General features: G+C 19.8%; 17 protein-coding genes and 2 tRNA genes. 3 read left to right on the plus strand and 16 right to left on the minus strand.

Features of this window, described 5'->3' with window-relative positions; translation table 11 throughout:
• The first annotated feature begins 5 nt into the window (after positions 1–5).
• Positions 6–1,682: a translation initiation factor IF-2 gene (gene infB / locus SMPSPU_RS01080; protein WP_201277726.1), complete on the plus strand. Its 1,677-nt coding sequence runs from the start codon at positions 6–8 to the stop codon at positions 1,680–1,682.
• Positions 1,683–1,736: 54 nt separating this feature from the next.
• Here the strand turns inward: infB and SMPSPU_RS01085 are convergent, their stop codons facing one another.
• The 11 genes from SMPSPU_RS01085 to SMPSPU_RS01135 all read right to left on the minus strand — a co-directional run bounded on the left by SMPSPU_RS01085 (position 1,737) and on the right by SMPSPU_RS01135 (position 9,689).
• Complete coding sequence (locus SMPSPU_RS01085) at positions 1,737–2,783, minus strand: bifunctional 3-deoxy-7-phosphoheptulonate synthase/chorismate mutase type II (RefSeq protein WP_041093985.1); 1,047 nt, start codon at positions 2,781–2,783, stop codon at positions 1,737–1,739.
• Between the two features lie 23 nt (positions 2,784–2,806).
• A complete protein-coding gene (locus SMPSPU_RS01090; protein WP_041093987.1) occupies positions 2,807–3,640 on the minus strand; it encodes a prephenate dehydratase in 834 nt (277 codons plus the stop codon).
• Between the two features lie 17 nt (positions 3,641–3,657).
• Complete coding sequence (locus SMPSPU_RS01095) at positions 3,658–4,647, minus strand: aspartate-semialdehyde dehydrogenase (RefSeq protein WP_041093990.1); 990 nt, start codon at positions 4,645–4,647, stop codon at positions 3,658–3,660.
• Positions 4,648–4,652: 5 nt separating this feature from the next.
• Positions 4,653–4,889 (minus strand): 30S ribosomal protein S20, encoded by a 237-nt coding sequence (gene rpsT / locus SMPSPU_RS01100; RefSeq protein ID WP_041093992.1) that lies wholly within the window; start codon positions 4,887–4,889, stop codon positions 4,653–4,655.
• A gap of 16 nt (positions 4,890–4,905) precedes the next feature.
• Positions 4,906–4,977, minus strand: a tRNA-Glu gene (locus tag SMPSPU_RS01105).
• Between the two features lies 1 nt (position 4,978).
• Positions 4,979–6,232: a 3-phosphoshikimate 1-carboxyvinyltransferase gene (locus SMPSPU_RS01110; RefSeq protein ID WP_041093994.1), complete on the minus strand. Its 1,254-nt coding sequence runs from the start codon at positions 6,230–6,232 to the stop codon at positions 4,979–4,981.
• Positions 6,219–6,560, minus strand: coding sequence for a 30S ribosomal protein S16 (gene rpsP / locus SMPSPU_RS01115; RefSeq protein WP_041093996.1), 342 nt, complete (start codon positions 6,558–6,560; stop codon positions 6,219–6,221). The genes SMPSPU_RS01110 and rpsP overlap by 14 nt, the downstream gene beginning before the upstream one ends.
• 16 nt (positions 6,561–6,576) lie before the next feature.
• Positions 6,577–6,647: transfer RNA gene (locus SMPSPU_RS01120), tRNA-Gln, on the minus strand.
• 7 nt (positions 6,648–6,654) lie between these two features.
• Positions 6,655–7,131, minus strand: coding sequence for a transcription elongation factor GreA (greA, locus tag SMPSPU_RS01125; RefSeq protein WP_197538273.1), 477 nt, complete (start codon positions 7,129–7,131; stop codon positions 6,655–6,657).
• Positions 7,132–7,143: 12 nt separating this feature from the next.
• The gene (locus SMPSPU_RS01130) at positions 7,144–9,060 is read right to left on the minus strand and encodes a DNA gyrase subunit B (protein ID WP_041093998.1); all 1,917 of its coding nucleotides are present in this window, start codon (positions 9,058–9,060) and stop codon (positions 7,144–7,146) included.
• Complete coding sequence (locus SMPSPU_RS01135) at positions 9,057–9,689, minus strand: 16S rRNA (guanine(527)-N(7))-methyltransferase RsmG (RefSeq protein ID WP_041094000.1); 633 nt, start codon at positions 9,687–9,689, stop codon at positions 9,057–9,059. Before SMPSPU_RS01135 ends, SMPSPU_RS01130 begins: the two co-directional genes overlap by 4 nt.
• Positions 9,690–9,737: 48 nt before the next feature.
• Between SMPSPU_RS01135 and SMPSPU_RS01140 the strand changes: the two genes are divergently transcribed.
• Positions 9,738–10,919, plus strand: coding sequence for a pyridoxal phosphate-dependent aminotransferase (locus tag SMPSPU_RS01140; RefSeq protein ID WP_041094002.1), 1,182 nt, complete (start codon positions 9,738–9,740; stop codon positions 10,917–10,919).
• Here the strand turns inward: SMPSPU_RS01140 and map are convergent.
• Complete coding sequence (gene map, locus SMPSPU_RS01145; protein ID WP_041094004.1) at positions 10,911–11,705, minus strand: type I methionyl aminopeptidase; 795 nt, start codon at positions 11,703–11,705, stop codon at positions 10,911–10,913. The two genes, SMPSPU_RS01140 and map, sit on opposite strands and share 9 nt — an antisense overlap.
• 71 nt (positions 11,706–11,776) lie before the next feature.
• On the opposite strand from map, the gene rpmF reads away from it, so the two are divergent.
• Positions 11,777–11,992, plus strand: a complete 216-nt coding sequence (gene rpmF / locus SMPSPU_RS01150) for a 50S ribosomal protein L32 (RefSeq protein ID WP_041094005.1) — start codon at positions 11,777–11,779, stop codon at positions 11,990–11,992.
• Here rpmF and SMPSPU_RS01155 read toward each other — a convergent pair.
• The 4 genes from SMPSPU_RS01155 to SMPSPU_RS01170 all read right to left on the minus strand — a co-directional run bounded on the left by SMPSPU_RS01155 (position 11,978) and on the right by SMPSPU_RS01170 (position 16,056).
• Positions 11,978–12,958: a pyruvate dehydrogenase complex E1 component subunit beta gene (locus SMPSPU_RS01155; protein WP_041094007.1), complete on the minus strand. Its 981-nt coding sequence runs from the start codon at positions 12,956–12,958 to the stop codon at positions 11,978–11,980. The genes rpmF and SMPSPU_RS01155 overlap by 15 nt on opposite strands.
• A 6-nt stretch (positions 12,959–12,964) precedes the next feature.
• Positions 12,965–14,035: a class II fructose-bisphosphate aldolase gene (gene fbaA, locus SMPSPU_RS01160; RefSeq protein WP_041094009.1), complete on the minus strand. Its 1,071-nt coding sequence runs from the start codon at positions 14,033–14,035 to the stop codon at positions 12,965–12,967.
• Between the two features lie 34 nt (positions 14,036–14,069).
• The gene (locus SMPSPU_RS01165; RefSeq protein WP_133120936.1) at positions 14,070–14,948 is read right to left on the minus strand and encodes a transcription antitermination protein NusB; all 879 of its coding nucleotides are present in this window, start codon (positions 14,946–14,948) and stop codon (positions 14,070–14,072) included.
• Between the two features lie 241 nt (positions 14,949–15,189).
• Positions 15,190–16,056, minus strand: coding sequence for a sigma-70 family RNA polymerase sigma factor (locus SMPSPU_RS01170; protein ID WP_041094013.1), 867 nt, complete (start codon positions 16,054–16,056; stop codon positions 15,190–15,192).
• Positions 16,057–16,062 lie beyond the last annotated feature (6 nt).

Genomic DNA, 16,062 nt, shown 5'->3' on the forward strand with positions numbered 1-16,062 from the left:
CTATAATGAATATTAATTCTGTAGATATTATAAAAAGTTGTATTTCATTAGGTATTATGGTCACTTTGAATCAACGTTTAGATGCAGAAACTTTAACTTTAGTAGCAGATGAATTTGGTTATTCTATAGAATTAATTGGAACCTATTTAGAAAAAGCCATACAAGGAGAAAAAGATACTGAAAAAGATCTTAAACCTAGATCACCTGTAGTAACTATAATGGGTCATGTAGATCATGGAAAAACATCTTTATTAGATTATATAAGAAAAACAAATATTATAGCTGGAGAATATGGAGGAATAACACAACATGTTGGTGCATATAATGTAAAATTTAAAAAAGGTAATAGTATAACCTTTTTAGATACCCCAGGTCATGAAGCTTTTACTTCTATGAGAGCTAGAGGAACTAAAATAACAGATATAGTAGTGATAGTAATAGCTACAGATGATGATGTAATGCCTCAAACTAAAGAAGCTATTAGTCATGCACAATTAGCTGGTGTTCCTATTATATTTGCATTGAATAAAATTGATAAAATTAATTCAAATACTGATAATATACGTATAAAATTATCTGAAATGAATTTTTTATTTAAAGAATGGGGAGGAAAATATCAAGCTCAAGAGATATCTGCTAAATTTGGTTTAGGAATAAATGAATTATTGGAAAAAATTTTATTAGAAGCAAAAATTTTAAATCTAAAAGCTAATCCTAATAAAACAGCTGTAGGTACAGTAATAGAATCTTATTTAGATAAAGGACGAGGGTATTGTACGTCCCTCCTTATTCAAGGAGGGACTTTAAAAGTAGGAGATTATATAGTAGCAGGAAATTTTCATGGAAAAGTAAAAATTATTTTAAATGAAAGAGGTAATCATATAAAAAAAGTTTATCCTTCAAAACCTGGAATAATTTTAGGATTAAATGGAGCACCTACTTCTGGTGAAAGATTTAAAGTTTTTCAAGATGAAAAAGAAGCCAAACGATTAGCTTCTAAAAAAAATCAATTAAAAAAAGAATATAAAATACGTTATAAAAAAACTATTACATTAGAAGAAATAGTAAAAAAGGTTTCATTAAAAAATTTTAAAGAACTAAAATTAATAGTTAAAGGAGATATGAATGGCTCAGTAGAAGCTTTAATTGATTCAATAGAAAAATTATCTACAAATTATTTTGTAATTAAAATAATATATTATAATATTGGACATATAACAGAATCAGATGTGCTTTTAGCAAAAGCGTCTGATGCAATTATTATTGGTTTTAATGTTGAATGTTCATTAAAATCTAAAATTTTTGCTGAAAAAAATAAAATAGAGATAAGGTTATATTATCTAATATATAATATTATTAATGATTTTAAAAATACATTAAATTTAATTAAATTAAATAAAAAAAAAACAATAATATTAGGAAAAGCAAAAGTATTAAATTCTTTTAAAAAGAAAAATAAAGAAAATATAGCCGGTTGTTTAATTTTAAATGGTAAAATAATACGAAATTCAAAAATTTCTTTAATTAGAAATGGAGTTATTGTATATAATGGAATTTTATTCTCTTTAAAAAGATTTAAAAATGATGTAAAAGAAGTAAATAAAGGATATGAATGTGGGATAATAATAAAAGATTTTAATGATATTAAAATTGGTGATATAATTGAATGTTATCAACATTAAACATAATTTATTGTATTTAATATAATACAGAATTTAAATACAATAATTTTTTATTTAAATAATTTTATTTTGAATATTTATAGATTCTTTATGAATTTCATTAAATATTTTTTTTATAAATGTTTTTGATAAACCTAATCTATTACCTAAATTAATATATTTTTCTATTAAAGATTCCCATCTTTTAGGTTGAAAAACTAAAAAATTATTAATTTTTTTTATTATTGCGATTTTTTCAGATAATATCATTCTATCTGATAATAAATATATTAAATTTTCATCTAATTCATTAATAAATTCTCTTTTATATTCTAATTTTAGATTTTTTTTTTTTTTTAAAAAAATTTTTGAAAAAAAATATTTTATTTTTTCAGGTAAAATTTGTTGATAAGAATCACTTAATGCTTTATCAGGATCACAATGTGTTTCTATTATAAATCCTTCATAATTAAAATTCATAGCTTTTTTTATTACTTCAAATATTCCTTCTCTATTTCCACAGATATGAGATGGATCACATAACATTGGAATATTAGGATATAATTTTTTAAATTTTAATGCTAATTTCCAATTAGGAATATTTCTATATTTTAAATTTTTATAAATAGAAAATCCTCTATGAATAACTCCTAAATTTTTTATTCCTTTATTCATTAATCTTTCTAAAGCTCCTATCCATAGATCTATATCAGGATTTATAGGATTTTTTACTAAAATAATTTTATTGGTATCTTTTAAAGATTCTGCTATTTCTTGTACGGTAAATGGATTTACTGTACTTCGAGCTCCTATCCAAATTATATCAATATCATATTTTAACGCAAGTTCTACATGAATTTTATTAGCTACTTCTATTGCAACTAAAAATCCTGTTTTTTTTTTAACTTTATTTAACCATTTTAAACCTATTTCTCCTATTCCTTCAAAATTATTTGGTCTAGTTCTTGGTTTCCATATTCCTGCTCTAAAAATTTCGACATAATTTGGATCTAATCTTTTAGCTATTTCTAAAATTTGATTTTCATTTTCTGCACTACATGGACCTGAAATAATCAGTGGCTTTTTAAAGCTATTTATCCAATTTGGTTCTATTTTTTTCATTTATCTAAAAAATATAATTTTTATTATATTTTTATAGAATTTTTATATTCTCCCAATATATAATAAAAATTATTTATTTTATTTATTTTTTTTTTCATTAATAAATAATTATTAATTACATTAAATGTAATATCAATATAAAAAATATATTCCCATGGTTTTTTTTTTCTTGGAAAAGTTTTAATATTAGTAATATTAATATTTAAATTAAATATAACTTTTATAAGTTTATAAAATTCTCCTATATTATTTTTTAATTTTAAAAAAAAAGAAACTTTATTAAAAATTTTATTTTTTTTATAGTTAAAATTATTTTTTAATATTAAAAATCTAGTAAAGTTTTTATTAACTGTTTGAATATTTTTATCTATAATTTTTAAATTATATATAAAAGCAGCTTCTTTAGAAGCTATTGCAGCTATATATTTTTTTTTTTTTTTAAAAATAAGAAAAGCTGCTTCAGCAGTATCTCTATATTCAGAGATTTTTATTTTTGGATATTTAGATAAATAATTTTTACATTGTAAAATAGCCATAGGATGTGATATAATTTTTTTTATATTTTTTATATTATTTTTTTTTAATATCATTAAATTATGATTAATATATAAATATATTTCTCCACTTATTTTAAGCAGATTTTTTCTAATTAAATTATAATTATATATTAATGCTCCTGCAATAGAATTTTCTATTGCTATCACACCTAAATAAGTTGTATTTGTTGAGACAAAATATGTTAATTCATTAAATGTTTTACATTTAATTATATTATATTTTTTTTTATAAAAATATTTTTTAGTTGCAATTTCATGAAAACAACCTTTTATTCCTTGAATAGCAATTTTTTTTTTCATGAAATTAAAAATATCATTTAAATAAATTTATTAGAAATTAAATATTCTAATATTTGAACTGCGTTTGTAGCAGATCCTTTACGTAAATTATCAGATACTATCCACATATTTAAAGATTTTTTTTTAGATAAATCTCTTCTAATTCTACCTACAAAAACATTATTATTTTCTTCACATAGAATAGGCATAGGATATATTTTATTTTGAATATTATCCATTAAAATTAATCCACTTGTATTTGATAATATTTTACGTAATTCATTTATATCAAAATCATTTTTAAATGATAAATTAATACTTTCAGAGTGACCTCCTACTATAGGAACACGTATAGAAGTAGAAGTAATTCCTATTCTTTTATTAGAAAAAATTTTTTTTGTTTCATTTATTAATTTTAATTCTTCTTTAGAATATCCAGAAGAATCAAATTTATCACAATGTGGAATTACATTTCTATGTATTTTAAAATAAAAATTTTTTTTTTTTTTTTTTCGGTCTTCTTCATTTATTAATTGATCTAATCCTTTTTTACCGGATCCTGTAACAGATTGATAAGTAGATATTGTTATATTTTTTATTCTATATTTTAGATGTAATGGATATAAAACCATTACTAATTGTATTGTAGAACAATTAGGATTTGCTATAAGTTTATCTCTTTTTGAGATAAATTTTCCATTTATTTCAGGAACTATTAATTTTTTATATTTATTCATTCGCCATGCTGATGAATTATCAATTAATATAGTACCTTTTCTTGTAAATTTCATTCCCCATATTTTTGAAATTTCTGCTCCAGCAGAAAAAATAGCAACATCAGGTTTTAAAGAAAAAGTTTCTTCTATACTTAAGATTTTTATTTTTTTTTTTTTAAAGAAAATTTTTTTTCCTATTGATTTTTTAGAAGCGACAGGATATAAATTTTTTATAAAAATATTTTTTTCTTCTAAAATATTTAAAATAACACGTCCTACCATTCCTGTTACTCCTACTATTGCTAAATTCATAATTTTTATTTAAATAATTTTTTTTTTAATCTATTAGATTTATTTTTATGAATAATTTTTCTTTTGACTAATTGATCTATAAAAGATGAGATTTTAGGAATCTCCTTTAATTTTTTTTTTTTATCCAATTCTAATTGGAATTTTTTTATTATTGTTCTAGTTGATTTAGAATAATATTTATTTTTTTTTCTTTTAAAATTATTTTTTTTTATTTGTTTTAAGGCTGATTTTTTATTTGCCATACTAATTTATAATTAGTAGCCCATAGGGGAATCGAACCCCTCTTTTCAGAATGAAAATCTGATGTCCTTACCAATAGACGAATAGGCCTTTAAATATTTTTATTTTTTATAATAAAATCTAAATTTTTTAAATTTAGCCAAAAATTAGGATAAGATTTATTTATTACATTATAATGTAATATTGAGATAGGATATAAAATTCCTAATGTAGAAAAAGACATAGCCATTCTATGATCATCATAAGTATTTATATATTTATTTTTTTTATTTATTTTAAAATTTAATAATTTTAAACTATTTTTAGTTAAAATAGTTTTTACTCCTAATTTAAATAATTCATTTTTTAATGCATTTAATCTATCAGTTTCCTTAACTTTTAAAGTTTTTAATCCTTTTAATATACATTTTTTTTTTAATCCAGTACAAGTTACTGCTATAGTTTGTGCTATATCTGGAGTTGAATTTAAATTAATATTTATTGTTTTTGTTTTTAACAATTTTTTTTTTTTTAAATTTATTTTTTTTTTTTTAAAAATTGTTTTAACATTAAAAAAATTTGTATATATTCTTGTGATCAATTTATCACCTTGCAAGCTTTTTTTTTTATAAAATTTTAAATTTAAATTAGCTTTTTGGGATAAAGCTACTAAAGAATAATAATATGAAGCTGAACTCCAATCAGATTCTATTAAAATTTTTTTTTTATTTTTAAATTTTTTTTTACTAAATTTTATGTTTTTTATATAAATAATATTATTATTCCAACTAATATTTATTCCAATTTTTTTTAAAATTTTAAAAGTCATCTTCATATAAGAATGAGAAGTAATTTTTTTTGATAAAAAAATTTTTAATCCATTTTCAAATGTTGATGCTATTAACATAATAGAACTTATAAATTGACTACTGAAATTCGCATTCATATAAATTTCACCACCTAATAATTTTTTTCCCATTATTCTTAATGGAGGAAACCCAATTTCTTTTTCATAAACAATATTTGCTCCTAATTTTTTTAATGTTTCAACTAAAATTGAAATAGGTCTTTCTTGTATTCTATAAGATCCAGTTAATAAAACTTCTTTTTTTTCTTTTATAGAAAAGAATGCCGTTAAAAACCGCATAGCAGTACCAGAATGATTTATATTAATTTCTTTTTTATTAGAAAATAAAGCCTTCTTTAATAAGAAAGTATCATCAGAATTTGAAATATTTTTTAAAAAAATTAAATTAGGAAATAATGCTTTTAATATCAAAAATCTATTAGATTCACTTTTAGATCCGGTAATATGAATATATCCATTTATATCTTTTTTTTTTTTATTTATATTAATATAATTCATTTTTATTAATCCAAATTTTAAATTTATTTTTAATATCTAAATTAGAAAAACCTTTTTTTTTTATTCCATTTATCAGATATTTTTTAAAAAAAATTCCCTTAAATAAAAATAAAGATTTAACAGTACATGTAGGTTGTGCTCCTTTAATTAACCAATTAACAGCTTTATCAATATTAATTGATATAGTATAAGGTTTAGTATTAGGATTATAAAAACCTATTTTTTCTATGAATTTTCCATCTCTAGGAGAACGAGAATTGGAAACTACAATAGTGTAAAAAGCTTTTTTTTTTCTTCCTTTTCTTTGTAATCGAATTTTTGTTGACATTTTTTTTTATAAAAAGCAGACCCGTAGGGATTTGAACCCCAACTAACAGAACCAAAATCTGCTGTGCTACCATTACACAACGAGTCTTAAAAAATTAAATTTTAATTTTTATTAATTTAAAATTAATAATTTTATTATTTGGTAATTTAATATAAATTATATCTCCTATTTTTTTTCCAATTAATCCTATAGCAATAGGAGAATTTATAGATATTTTATTTTTTTTTATATTTGATTCACTTTCAGGAACTAATGTATAGTTTTGATAATTTCCATTATCAATATTTTTTAGTTTTACTTTAGTAAAAATTGATACTTGAGAAGTAGATATTTTAGAAATATCTATAATACGTGTATTAGATAATTTTAATTTTAAATTAAAAATTTTAAATTCTAAAATTTTTTGAGCTGCTTTTGCAGCATCATATTCAGAATTTTCTGATAAATCTCCTTTATCTCGCGCTTCTGAAATTGCTTTTATTATTTTTTTACGTTCTATAGTTTCTAATTGTTTTATTTTATTTATAATTTTTTTTATTCCTTTTTTTGTATTATATTCAATAATAGCCATATATAAAAATATTTATGTATCTATATTAGCAAATATAGAATTTTGTTCTATAAATTTTTTTCTAGGTATAACCTTATTTCCCATAAGCATATAAAATATATTTTTTGCAATTTTTAAATTAGATATAGTTACTTTACGTAAAGTTCTATTTATAGGATTCATAGTTGTTTCCCATAATTGTTCAGCATTCATTTCCCCTAAGCCTTTATAACGTTGAACACTTATTTTTTTTAAAGAATTCATTTTTAATTTTTTTAAAATTTTATTTCTTTCTTTTTCATTCCAAGCATAAAATTTTTTATTAAAAGTTTTTATTAAAAATAATGGAGGTGTGGCTATATATATATAACCTTTTTCTATTAAAATTCTCATATATTTAAAAAATAAAGTTAATATTAATGTTGATATATGACTTCCATCTATATCAGCATCAGTCATAATTATTATTTTTTTATAACGAATATTATCAATATTTAAATTGATTTTTTTTTTGTAAAAAAAAATATATACCCCTAAAGAAGAAAAAATATTTTTTATTTCTTCATTATCAAAAATTTTATTTATTATGTTTTTTTCGACATTTAAGATTTTACCTCTTAAGGGTAAAACAGCTTGGAATTTACGTTCTCTACCTTGTTTAGCAGTTCCACCTGCAGAATCACCTTCTACTAAATAAATTTCACATAAATTAGGATCATTAAAAGAACAATCTGCTAATTTTATAGGTAAAAATTTATGTATTGATGTTTTTTTATTTATTAATTCACGAGCTTTTTTTAAAGTTTTTTGAGCTTTAACAGACAAAAAAATTTTTTTTAATATTTTTTTTAAAAAAAAAACATTTTTTTTAAAAAATATACTTATATGTTTATTTATAATTTTTTCTACCAAACCAATAATTTCATTATTTACAAGTTTATTTTTTATTTGTCCTTCAAATTGAGGATTAATAATTCTTATTGCTAAAATTGCCGTAAGACCTTCTCTTAAATTTTTACCAGTAATTTCTATTTTATTTTTTTTTAAAGGAAAAAATTTATAAAAAAATTTCTTTAAAGTTTTAGTTAATGCTCTTTTAAAACCAGAAATATGAGTACCTCCTTGAGAGGTATTAATATTATTAACATAAGAATAAATTTTTTCTTTAAAAGAAGAATTAAACCTCATAGCTAATTCTAATTCTAATTTTAGATTTTTTTTTTTTATATAAATGATATTATCCTTTTTTTTTTCTAGAAATATTAAAAATTCTTTTATTCCTTTTTTGGAAAAAAAAAATTTTTTTTTAAAATTGCCATTTTTATCAATTTCTCTTTCATCTAATAAATAAATTGATAATCCTTTATTAAGATAGGATAATTCTCTTAATCTATTCATTAGAATAGAATAATTATATTGAATTTTTTTAAAAATTAATTTATCTGCTTTAAAAAGAATTTTAGTACCTACTTTATTATTACATTTACCAATAATCTTTATTTTGCTTATTGGAATTCCTCTAGAGTATTTTTGTTCATATATTTTGCCATTACGATAAACTTTAGCTATTAAATTACTTGATAATGCATTAACACAAGAAAGACCTACACCATGTAAACCCCCAGAAACTTTATAAGAATTATTATCAAATTTTCCTCCTGCACCAATTTTAGTCATTACTAATTCAAGAGCTGAAATTCCTTTTTTTTTATGTAAATCAACAGGAATACCTCTTCCATTATCTAAAATGGTAATGGAATTATCTTTATGTATTGTTACATATATTTTATTACAAAAACCAGATAATGATTCATCTATAGAGTTATCTACAACTTCAGAAACCATATGATGTAATCCTTTAATTCCAATATCACCAATATACATTGATGGTCTTAATCTTACATGCTCAATTCCATCTATATATTGAATATTTTTTGAAGTATAATTCATTTTTTTGTAAAAAAAATTGGAATAAATATAATATATTTATTAAAAAAAAATTTTTCTTTAAAAAGATTTGATATATTATATTTAATATAAAATATATTTTTTTTAAAATTTCCTCCTTTTAAATAAATAATTCCATTATCTATTTTATTTTTATTATTTTTTAAAATATTTTTTTTAACTAATTTAATAAAATTAGTAAATTTTGTAACAGCTCTTCCAATAATAAAATTACATTTTTTATTAAAATTTTCTATACGTGTACATTGTATATATACATTTTTTAAATGTAATTTATTAATAATAAAATTAATTAATTTTATTTTTTTTTTAATTGAATCAATTAATATAAATTTTGTTTTATTAAACATTATAGCTAAAGGAATTCCAGGAAAACCTCCTCCAGTTCCAACATCAAGAATAATTGATTTATTAAAAAAATAAAAAATTTTATAAATACTTAAAGAATGTAAAAAATGGCTTTCATAAAAAAATTTTAAACTATTTTTAGAAATAATATTAATTTTTAAATTAAAAAATTTATGTAATTTATATAATTTAAAAAAATTATAAAATTTAAATTCATCTAATAATGAAAAATCTTTTTTCAGATTTTTTATTTTTTTTTTCAAAATATTATTATTATATATACATACAATTATATAATAATTATAGATCTTATGTTATCAGATAGAATACTTAATATGGGATATTCTAAAACATTAGAAATGACTTCTAAAGCAAGAGAATTAAAAGAATTAGGTTATAATATAATAAATTTAAGTGTTGGAGAACCAAATTTTAATACTCCATCTTTTATATTAAATGCTGCTAAAAAAGCTATAAATGAAGGGTATAATTATTATACTCCTATATCAGGATTAAAAAATTTAAAAGAAATTATATGTAATAAATTTAAACGTGATAATAATTTAAATTATAAAATATCACAAATAGTAGTAAGTAATGGTGTAAAACAATCAATTATAAATATATTTTTAGCTTTATTAAATAAAGATGATGAAGTAATAATTCCAGCTCCTTATTGGGTAAGTTATTATGAAATGGTTAAATTTTGTAAAGCTAAACCTATTATTATACCAACTACAATAAAAGATAATTTTAAAATTACTTATAAACAATTAAAAAATGTAATAAACTATAAAACAAAAATATTTGTATTTAATACTCCATGTAATCCTACAGGAAGTGTTTATTCTAAAGAAGAATTAAAAAATTTAGTAAAAGTATTATCAAAATTTGATAAAATAATAATTATTTCAGATGAAATATATGAATATATAATTTATGGAAAAAAACATATTAGTCTTGCTTCTTTTCCAGAAGTATATAATAAAACAGTTACATTAAATGGTCTTTCTAAATCATTTGCTATGACAGGATGGAGAGTCGGATATATGGGGGGGCCTGAATGGATTGCTAAAGCTTGTGAAAAAATTCAAGGTCAAACCACATCATGTGTAAATATAATAGCACAATGTGCTTCTATTGAAGCATTAAAAAATAATACTAAAAAGTCTTTAAAAAAGATAATAAATGAATTTAAAATAAAAAGAGATTTAATAATAAGTATTTTAAATAAAATACCTCAATTTAAATTTAAAATACCTGAAGGTACTTTTTATATCTTTATAGATATTTCTTTTTTATTAAAAAATAAAAAATATAATTTTTATATTAAATCATCAAATAATTTTGCTATGTATTTACTTAATAAATGTCATATAGCAACAGTATCAGGAGAAGCTTTTGGATATAAAAATGGACTTAGAATATCATATGCTAATGATAAAAAAAAAATTATTGAAGGATTTAATAGAATTAAAAATTATTTAAAATAAATATTCTTCTTTTGAAGAAATTCCTAATGATTTATAAATATATTTATATGTAGATAGTAAATATGGATTACCATTAATTATAGCAATATTATGTTCATAATGTGCTGATTTTTTTTTATCTTTAGTAGATATAGTCCAACCATCATTATTAAATTTTATTTTTTTTTTACCTTTATTAACCATAGGTTCTATTGCTAATACTAATCCATTTAATAATTTTAATCCAATGGTTTTTAACCCATAATTAGGGACATTAGGTTTTTCATGAATTTTTTTTCCTAATCCATGTCCTACAAATTCTCTTACTATAGAATATCCATGTTTTTCAACGTAATTTTGAATTGCATATCCTATATCTCCTATATAATTTCCTAATTTACATTCAGAAATTCCTAAATAAAGTGATTTTTTTGTAATTTTAAGTAATTTTTTTATATTTTCATTAACATTACCTACTTCAAATGTATAAGCATGTTCACCATAATAATTATTAATTTTTACTCCACAATCAATAGATAATATATCTCCATCACATAAGGGTTTTTTATTAGGAATACCGTGAATAACTTGTTCATTAGTAGATGCACAAATAGTATAAGGATAATTATATAATCCTAAAAAAGCAGGTATAGCTCCATTATCTCTAATAAATTCTTCAGCTAATGAATCTAAATATAATGTGTTAATTCCAGGTTTAATTTCATTAGTTAACATACCTAATGTTTTAGATACTAAGATAGAACTTGATTTTATCATTTTAATTTCCTCAATAGTTTTGATATCCATTTTTTTTAAAAAATTAATTAATAAAATCTTATTTTATATATATAAAATATAAAATATAATTTTTAAAAAAAATGGCACATCCTAAAAGAAGACAATCTAAATCTAGAAAAAAAAAAAGAAGAACTCATTATTATATTTTAAATCCAAGATTAGGGATAGATATAGAAACTAAACAATATCATTTATATCATAGAGCTCATTGGTATGAAAATAAATTATTTTATAGAGGAAAAATTTTAATAGATAAAAATAAATTTTTTTTTAAAAAAAAATTAATTAATATATAATAATTTTTTTATTTTATTTAAAATATCTATTTTATTAGGATACCATTCTTCAATTAAATTTTTAGCATAAGGTGCAGGAGTATCTTGTACGGTAATTCTTTGAATTGGAGAATCTAAATAATCAAAAGCTTCTTGTTGAATAACATAAGCTATTTCAGAAGAAATAGATGCAAATGGCCATGATTCTTCTAAAATAAGTAATCTATTGGTTTTTTTTACAGAATTTATAATTGTATTATAATCTAAAGGACGTATAGTACGTAAATCTATAACTTCTACACTAATATTTTTATTTTCAAGTTCTAAAGCAATATTTAAAGCCATTTTTATTATTTTTCCAAAAGAAACTATGGTAACATCATTTCCTATTTTTTTTACATTTGCTATTCCTAATGGAATAGTATATTCTTCAATTGGTATCATCATTTGATCTCCATACATCTGTTCAGATTCCATAAATATTACTACATCGTTATCACGTATTGATGATTTTAAAAGACCTTTTGCATCATAAGGATTAGAAGGAATGACTACTTTTAAACCTGGGCAATTAGCATACCAACTTTCAAAAGATTGAGAATGTGTAGAACCTAATTGTCCTGCAAACCCTGTAGGACCTCTAAAAACTATTGGAATATTCCATTGTCCTCCACTCATTTGTCTTATTTTAGCAGCATTATTAATTATTTGATCCATAGCTACTAATGAAAAATTAAAAGTCATAAATTCAATAATAGGACGACATCCATTCATAGCTGAACCAATTCCTATTCCAGAAAAACCTAATTCAGAGATGGGTGTATCAATTATTCTTTTATGACCAAATTCTTTTAGCATTCCTTTAGAAGCTTTATATGCACCATTATATTCTGCTACTTCTTCTCCCATTAAATATATTGTTTTATCTTTTCTCATTTCTTCACTCATAGCAGCAGCTATAACTTCTCTAAAACTCATTTTTTTCATAAAAAATTATGATAATCTATTTATATTATTTAACTTTTCGAAAGTATTTTTTAATATTTTTTTTAAATTATTTTCTCCTTTTCTAAGCCAAACTCTAGGATCATAATATTTTTTATTAGGTAATAATTTTCCTTGTGGATTTCCAATTTGATTTTTTAAATATTCTGTATTATTATTAATATAATCTCTTACACCGCCAGTAAATGAATATTGAATATCTGTATCTAAATTAATTTTAATTACACCATAATTAATAGAATTTTTAAATTCATTTAATGAGGATCCCGATCCTCCATGAAATACAAAATTTATTGGTTTTGGTTTATTTTTATTTTTATTTTTAATATAATTTTGACAATTATTTAAAATTTCAGGTTTAAGTGAAATAATTCCTTTATTATAAACTCCATGTACATTTCCAAATGAAGCAGCTATAATAAATTTAGAATTTATTTTTATTAATTCATTATAAAATTTAAAAACTTCTTTAGGTGAAGTATATAATTTATCAAAATTTATTTTAGTATTATCTATTTCATCTTCTTTACCTCCAGTAATTCCTAATTCTACTTCTAGAGTCATATTAATTTTTTTCATACGTTTAAAATAAATTTTTGAAATTTTAATATTTTCAATTAAAGATTCTTCAGACAAATCTATCATATGAGAACTAAATAAGGTTTTTCCAAAAACTTTATAATAATTTTCATTTATTGTTAATAAACCATCTATCCATGGTAATAATTTTTTATTACAATGATCAGTATGTAATATAACTGTAGTATTATAATATTCAGATAATTCATGAACATATTTAGCTCCACAAATAGATCCTATTATAGAAGCTTTTTCATTTAAATTATTTAATGATTTTCCAGCAAAAAATAAAGAGCCTCCATGAGAAAATTGGATTATTACAGGAGAATTAACTTTTTTAGCTGTTTCCAACACAGCCTTTATACTATTAGATCCAATTACATTTACTGCAGGTAAAGCAAAATTTTCTTCTTTTGCATATTGAAATATTTCTTCTACAAGATTTCCAGTAGCAACTCCTGGAGGAAATTTTTTTTTCATTATTAATAATAATAAAAAATTAAAATCTATCTAATTAATAGATAGATAATTTTTTTTTATTAAGTAAAATTTTTACTACTTTATCGAGTATTCCATTAATATAAATTTTACTTTTTTTTGTTGAAAAAATTTTTGTTATTTCTATATATTCATTTAATGTTACTTTAAATGGAATTTTTTTAAAAAAAATTAATTCACATATAGCCATTTGTAAAATGATTAAATTTATTATAGATAATTTTGTTATTTTCCAATTTTGGGATATTTTTTCTATTAAAATATTGAAATATTTTTGATAAAAAATCGTATTTTTATATAAAAATTTAATAAAATTAATTTGTTTTTTATTTTTATATATATTTATATATATAATTTTTTTTTTTTTTATTAAAAAAAAAAAATTATAAACTATAATATGTGTTATATTTATATTAATAAAACATGTAAGATCATAATTTTTTAAAAATTTATATAAAAATTTGTTTTTAGAAAAACAATATTTATAATATTTTAAAATAAATTCTTTATCTCTATAAAATTCGTATTTTTTTTTATTTAAAACTAAATTAATAGTTTTTAATTTTTTTAATAAAAACTTTAAAAGTTTTTTTTTATATAAAAAATTTATTTTATAATTATAAAAAATTATTTTTTTTTTTTTTGAAAGTAATTCAATTAAAGAATTTTTTTTAAAAAAATAAAAATTATAATTTATTTTATCAAATTTTTTTTTTATTATAATCTTTCTTAAGATTATTATTAAATTTAAAAAAAAAATATAAATATCATATATGTAATATATGCTTTCAAAAAGTGTTTTTTCTAAAAAATTACTATCTGTATTAGATAAATAATATGCATATAAAAATTGCATTACTCTAATTCTCAAATTTCTTCTTATTAAGAATTTCAATTTTTTTATATAAAATTATTATTATAGTTAATATATTGATATTAACAAAAATTATATTAATACATGATAAAAATAATTTTTAAAGTTAAAAAAAAAATAATAAATAAAAAATATAATTTCTATATTAATATAGATTAATATTATTATTAAATAATAATTTTTTTTTATTCTTAAAAAAAAGAAATTAATATAATTTTTAAAAAAAAAAATATATAATATATTTTATAAAAATATAATTTAATTAAGTACATAGATAAAATCTTAAAATATTTTTTCGTGAAGATTTTTTTAATCTTCTAAGACCATATATTTCTATTTGTCGACAACGTTCTCTAGTTAAATTTAATAAAAATGATATTTCTTCTAAATTAATAGTAGAACTTTCCAATCCATAATGTAATGTTATTATTTGAGCTTCTTTTTCTGAAAGAGTATCTAATAATCTTTTTATATCTTTTTTAAGAGATTCTTTTTCTAAATCTAAATCAGTATGAGTATATTCATCATATTTAATGATATCATATAAATTAGAATTTTCTCCTTCTATAATAGGAGCATCTAAAGATGTATGTTTAACTGAATTTTTCAGAGCTTCTTCAATTTCTTTTTCATTTGAATTTAAATATTCTCCAATATGTTTTATAGATGGAGGTATTTGATATATTTGTTCTAATTCAGAATATTTTTTATTAACTTTATTATAAAAAGCAAGTTTATTTGTAGGACAACGTACACAACGAGATTTATCTGCTATAGCTTGTAATATAGATTGTCTTATCCACCAAACAGAATAAGAAATACATTTAAATCCCTTTCTTTCATCAAAACGAAATATGCCTTTAATAAGTCCTAAATTGCCTTCATTAATTAAATCAGATAAATTTAATCCTTGATTTTGATATTGTTTGGCTACAGAAACAACAAATCTTAAATTAGCTTTAATTAAAAAATTAATTGCTTTTATCTTATATGTTTTACGAGCAAATTGAGCAAATTTTATTTCTTCTTCATTATTTAATAATGGAATTTTACCTATTTCATATAAATATTTTTCTAAAGATTCAGATTCACAATTAGTAACTTGTTTAGTTATTTTAAGTTTTTTCATATATTT

The sequence above is a fragment of the Candidatus Karelsulcia muelleri PSPU genome, from assembly GCF_000829155.1.
Taxonomy (GTDB): domain Bacteria; phylum Bacteroidota; class Bacteroidia; order Flavobacteriales; family Blattabacteriaceae; genus Karelsulcia; species Karelsulcia muelleri_A.

Coding starts and splice junctions, on each gene's coding strand:
- rpmF (WP_041094005.1), top strand. CDS start 11,777: ATGGCACATCCTAAAAGAAGACAATCTAAATCTAGAAAAAAAAAAAGA.
- SMPSPU_RS01170 (WP_041094013.1), bottom strand. CDS start 16,056: ATGAAAAAACTTAAAATAACTAAACAAGTTACTAATTGTGAATCTGAA.
- SMPSPU_RS01090 (WP_041093987.1), bottom strand. CDS start 3,640: ATGAAAAAAAAAATTGCTATTCAAGGAATAAAAGGTTGTTTTCATGAA.
- SMPSPU_RS01095 (WP_041093990.1), bottom strand. CDS start 4,647: ATGAATTTAGCAATAGTAGGAGTAACAGGAATGGTAGGACGTGTTATT.
- greA (WP_197538273.1), bottom strand. CDS start 7,131: ATGGCTATTATTGAATATAATACAAAAAAAGGAATAAAAAAAATTATA.
- infB (WP_201277726.1), top strand. CDS start 6: ATGAATATTAATTCTGTAGATATTATAAAAAGTTGTATTTCATTAGGT.
- SMPSPU_RS01130 (WP_041093998.1), bottom strand. CDS start 9,060: ATGAATTATACTTCAAAAAATATTCAATATATAGATGGAATTGAGCAT.
- SMPSPU_RS01110 (WP_041093994.1), bottom strand. CDS start 6,232: ATGAATTATATTAATATAAATAAAAAAAAAAAAGATATAAATGGATAT.
- rpsT (WP_041093992.1), bottom strand. CDS start 4,889: ATGGCAAATAAAAAATCAGCCTTAAAACAAATAAAAAAAAATAATTTT.
- SMPSPU_RS01140 (WP_041094002.1), top strand. CDS start 9,738: ATGTTATCAGATAGAATACTTAATATGGGATATTCTAAAACATTAGAA.
- map (WP_041094004.1), bottom strand. CDS start 11,705: ATGGATATCAAAACTATTGAGGAAATTAAAATGATAAAATCAAGTTCT.
- fbaA (WP_041094009.1), bottom strand. CDS start 14,035: ATGAAAAAAAAATTTCCTCCAGGAGTTGCTACTGGAAATCTTGTAGAA.
- rpsP (WP_041093996.1), bottom strand. CDS start 6,560: ATGTCAACAAAAATTCGATTACAAAGAAAAGGAAGAAAAAAAAAAGCT.
- SMPSPU_RS01155 (WP_041094007.1), bottom strand. CDS start 12,958: ATGAAAAAAATGAGTTTTAGAGAAGTTATAGCTGCTGCTATGAGTGAA.
- SMPSPU_RS01085 (WP_041093985.1), bottom strand. CDS start 2,783: ATGAAAAAAATAGAACCAAATTGGATAAATAGCTTTAAAAAGCCACTG.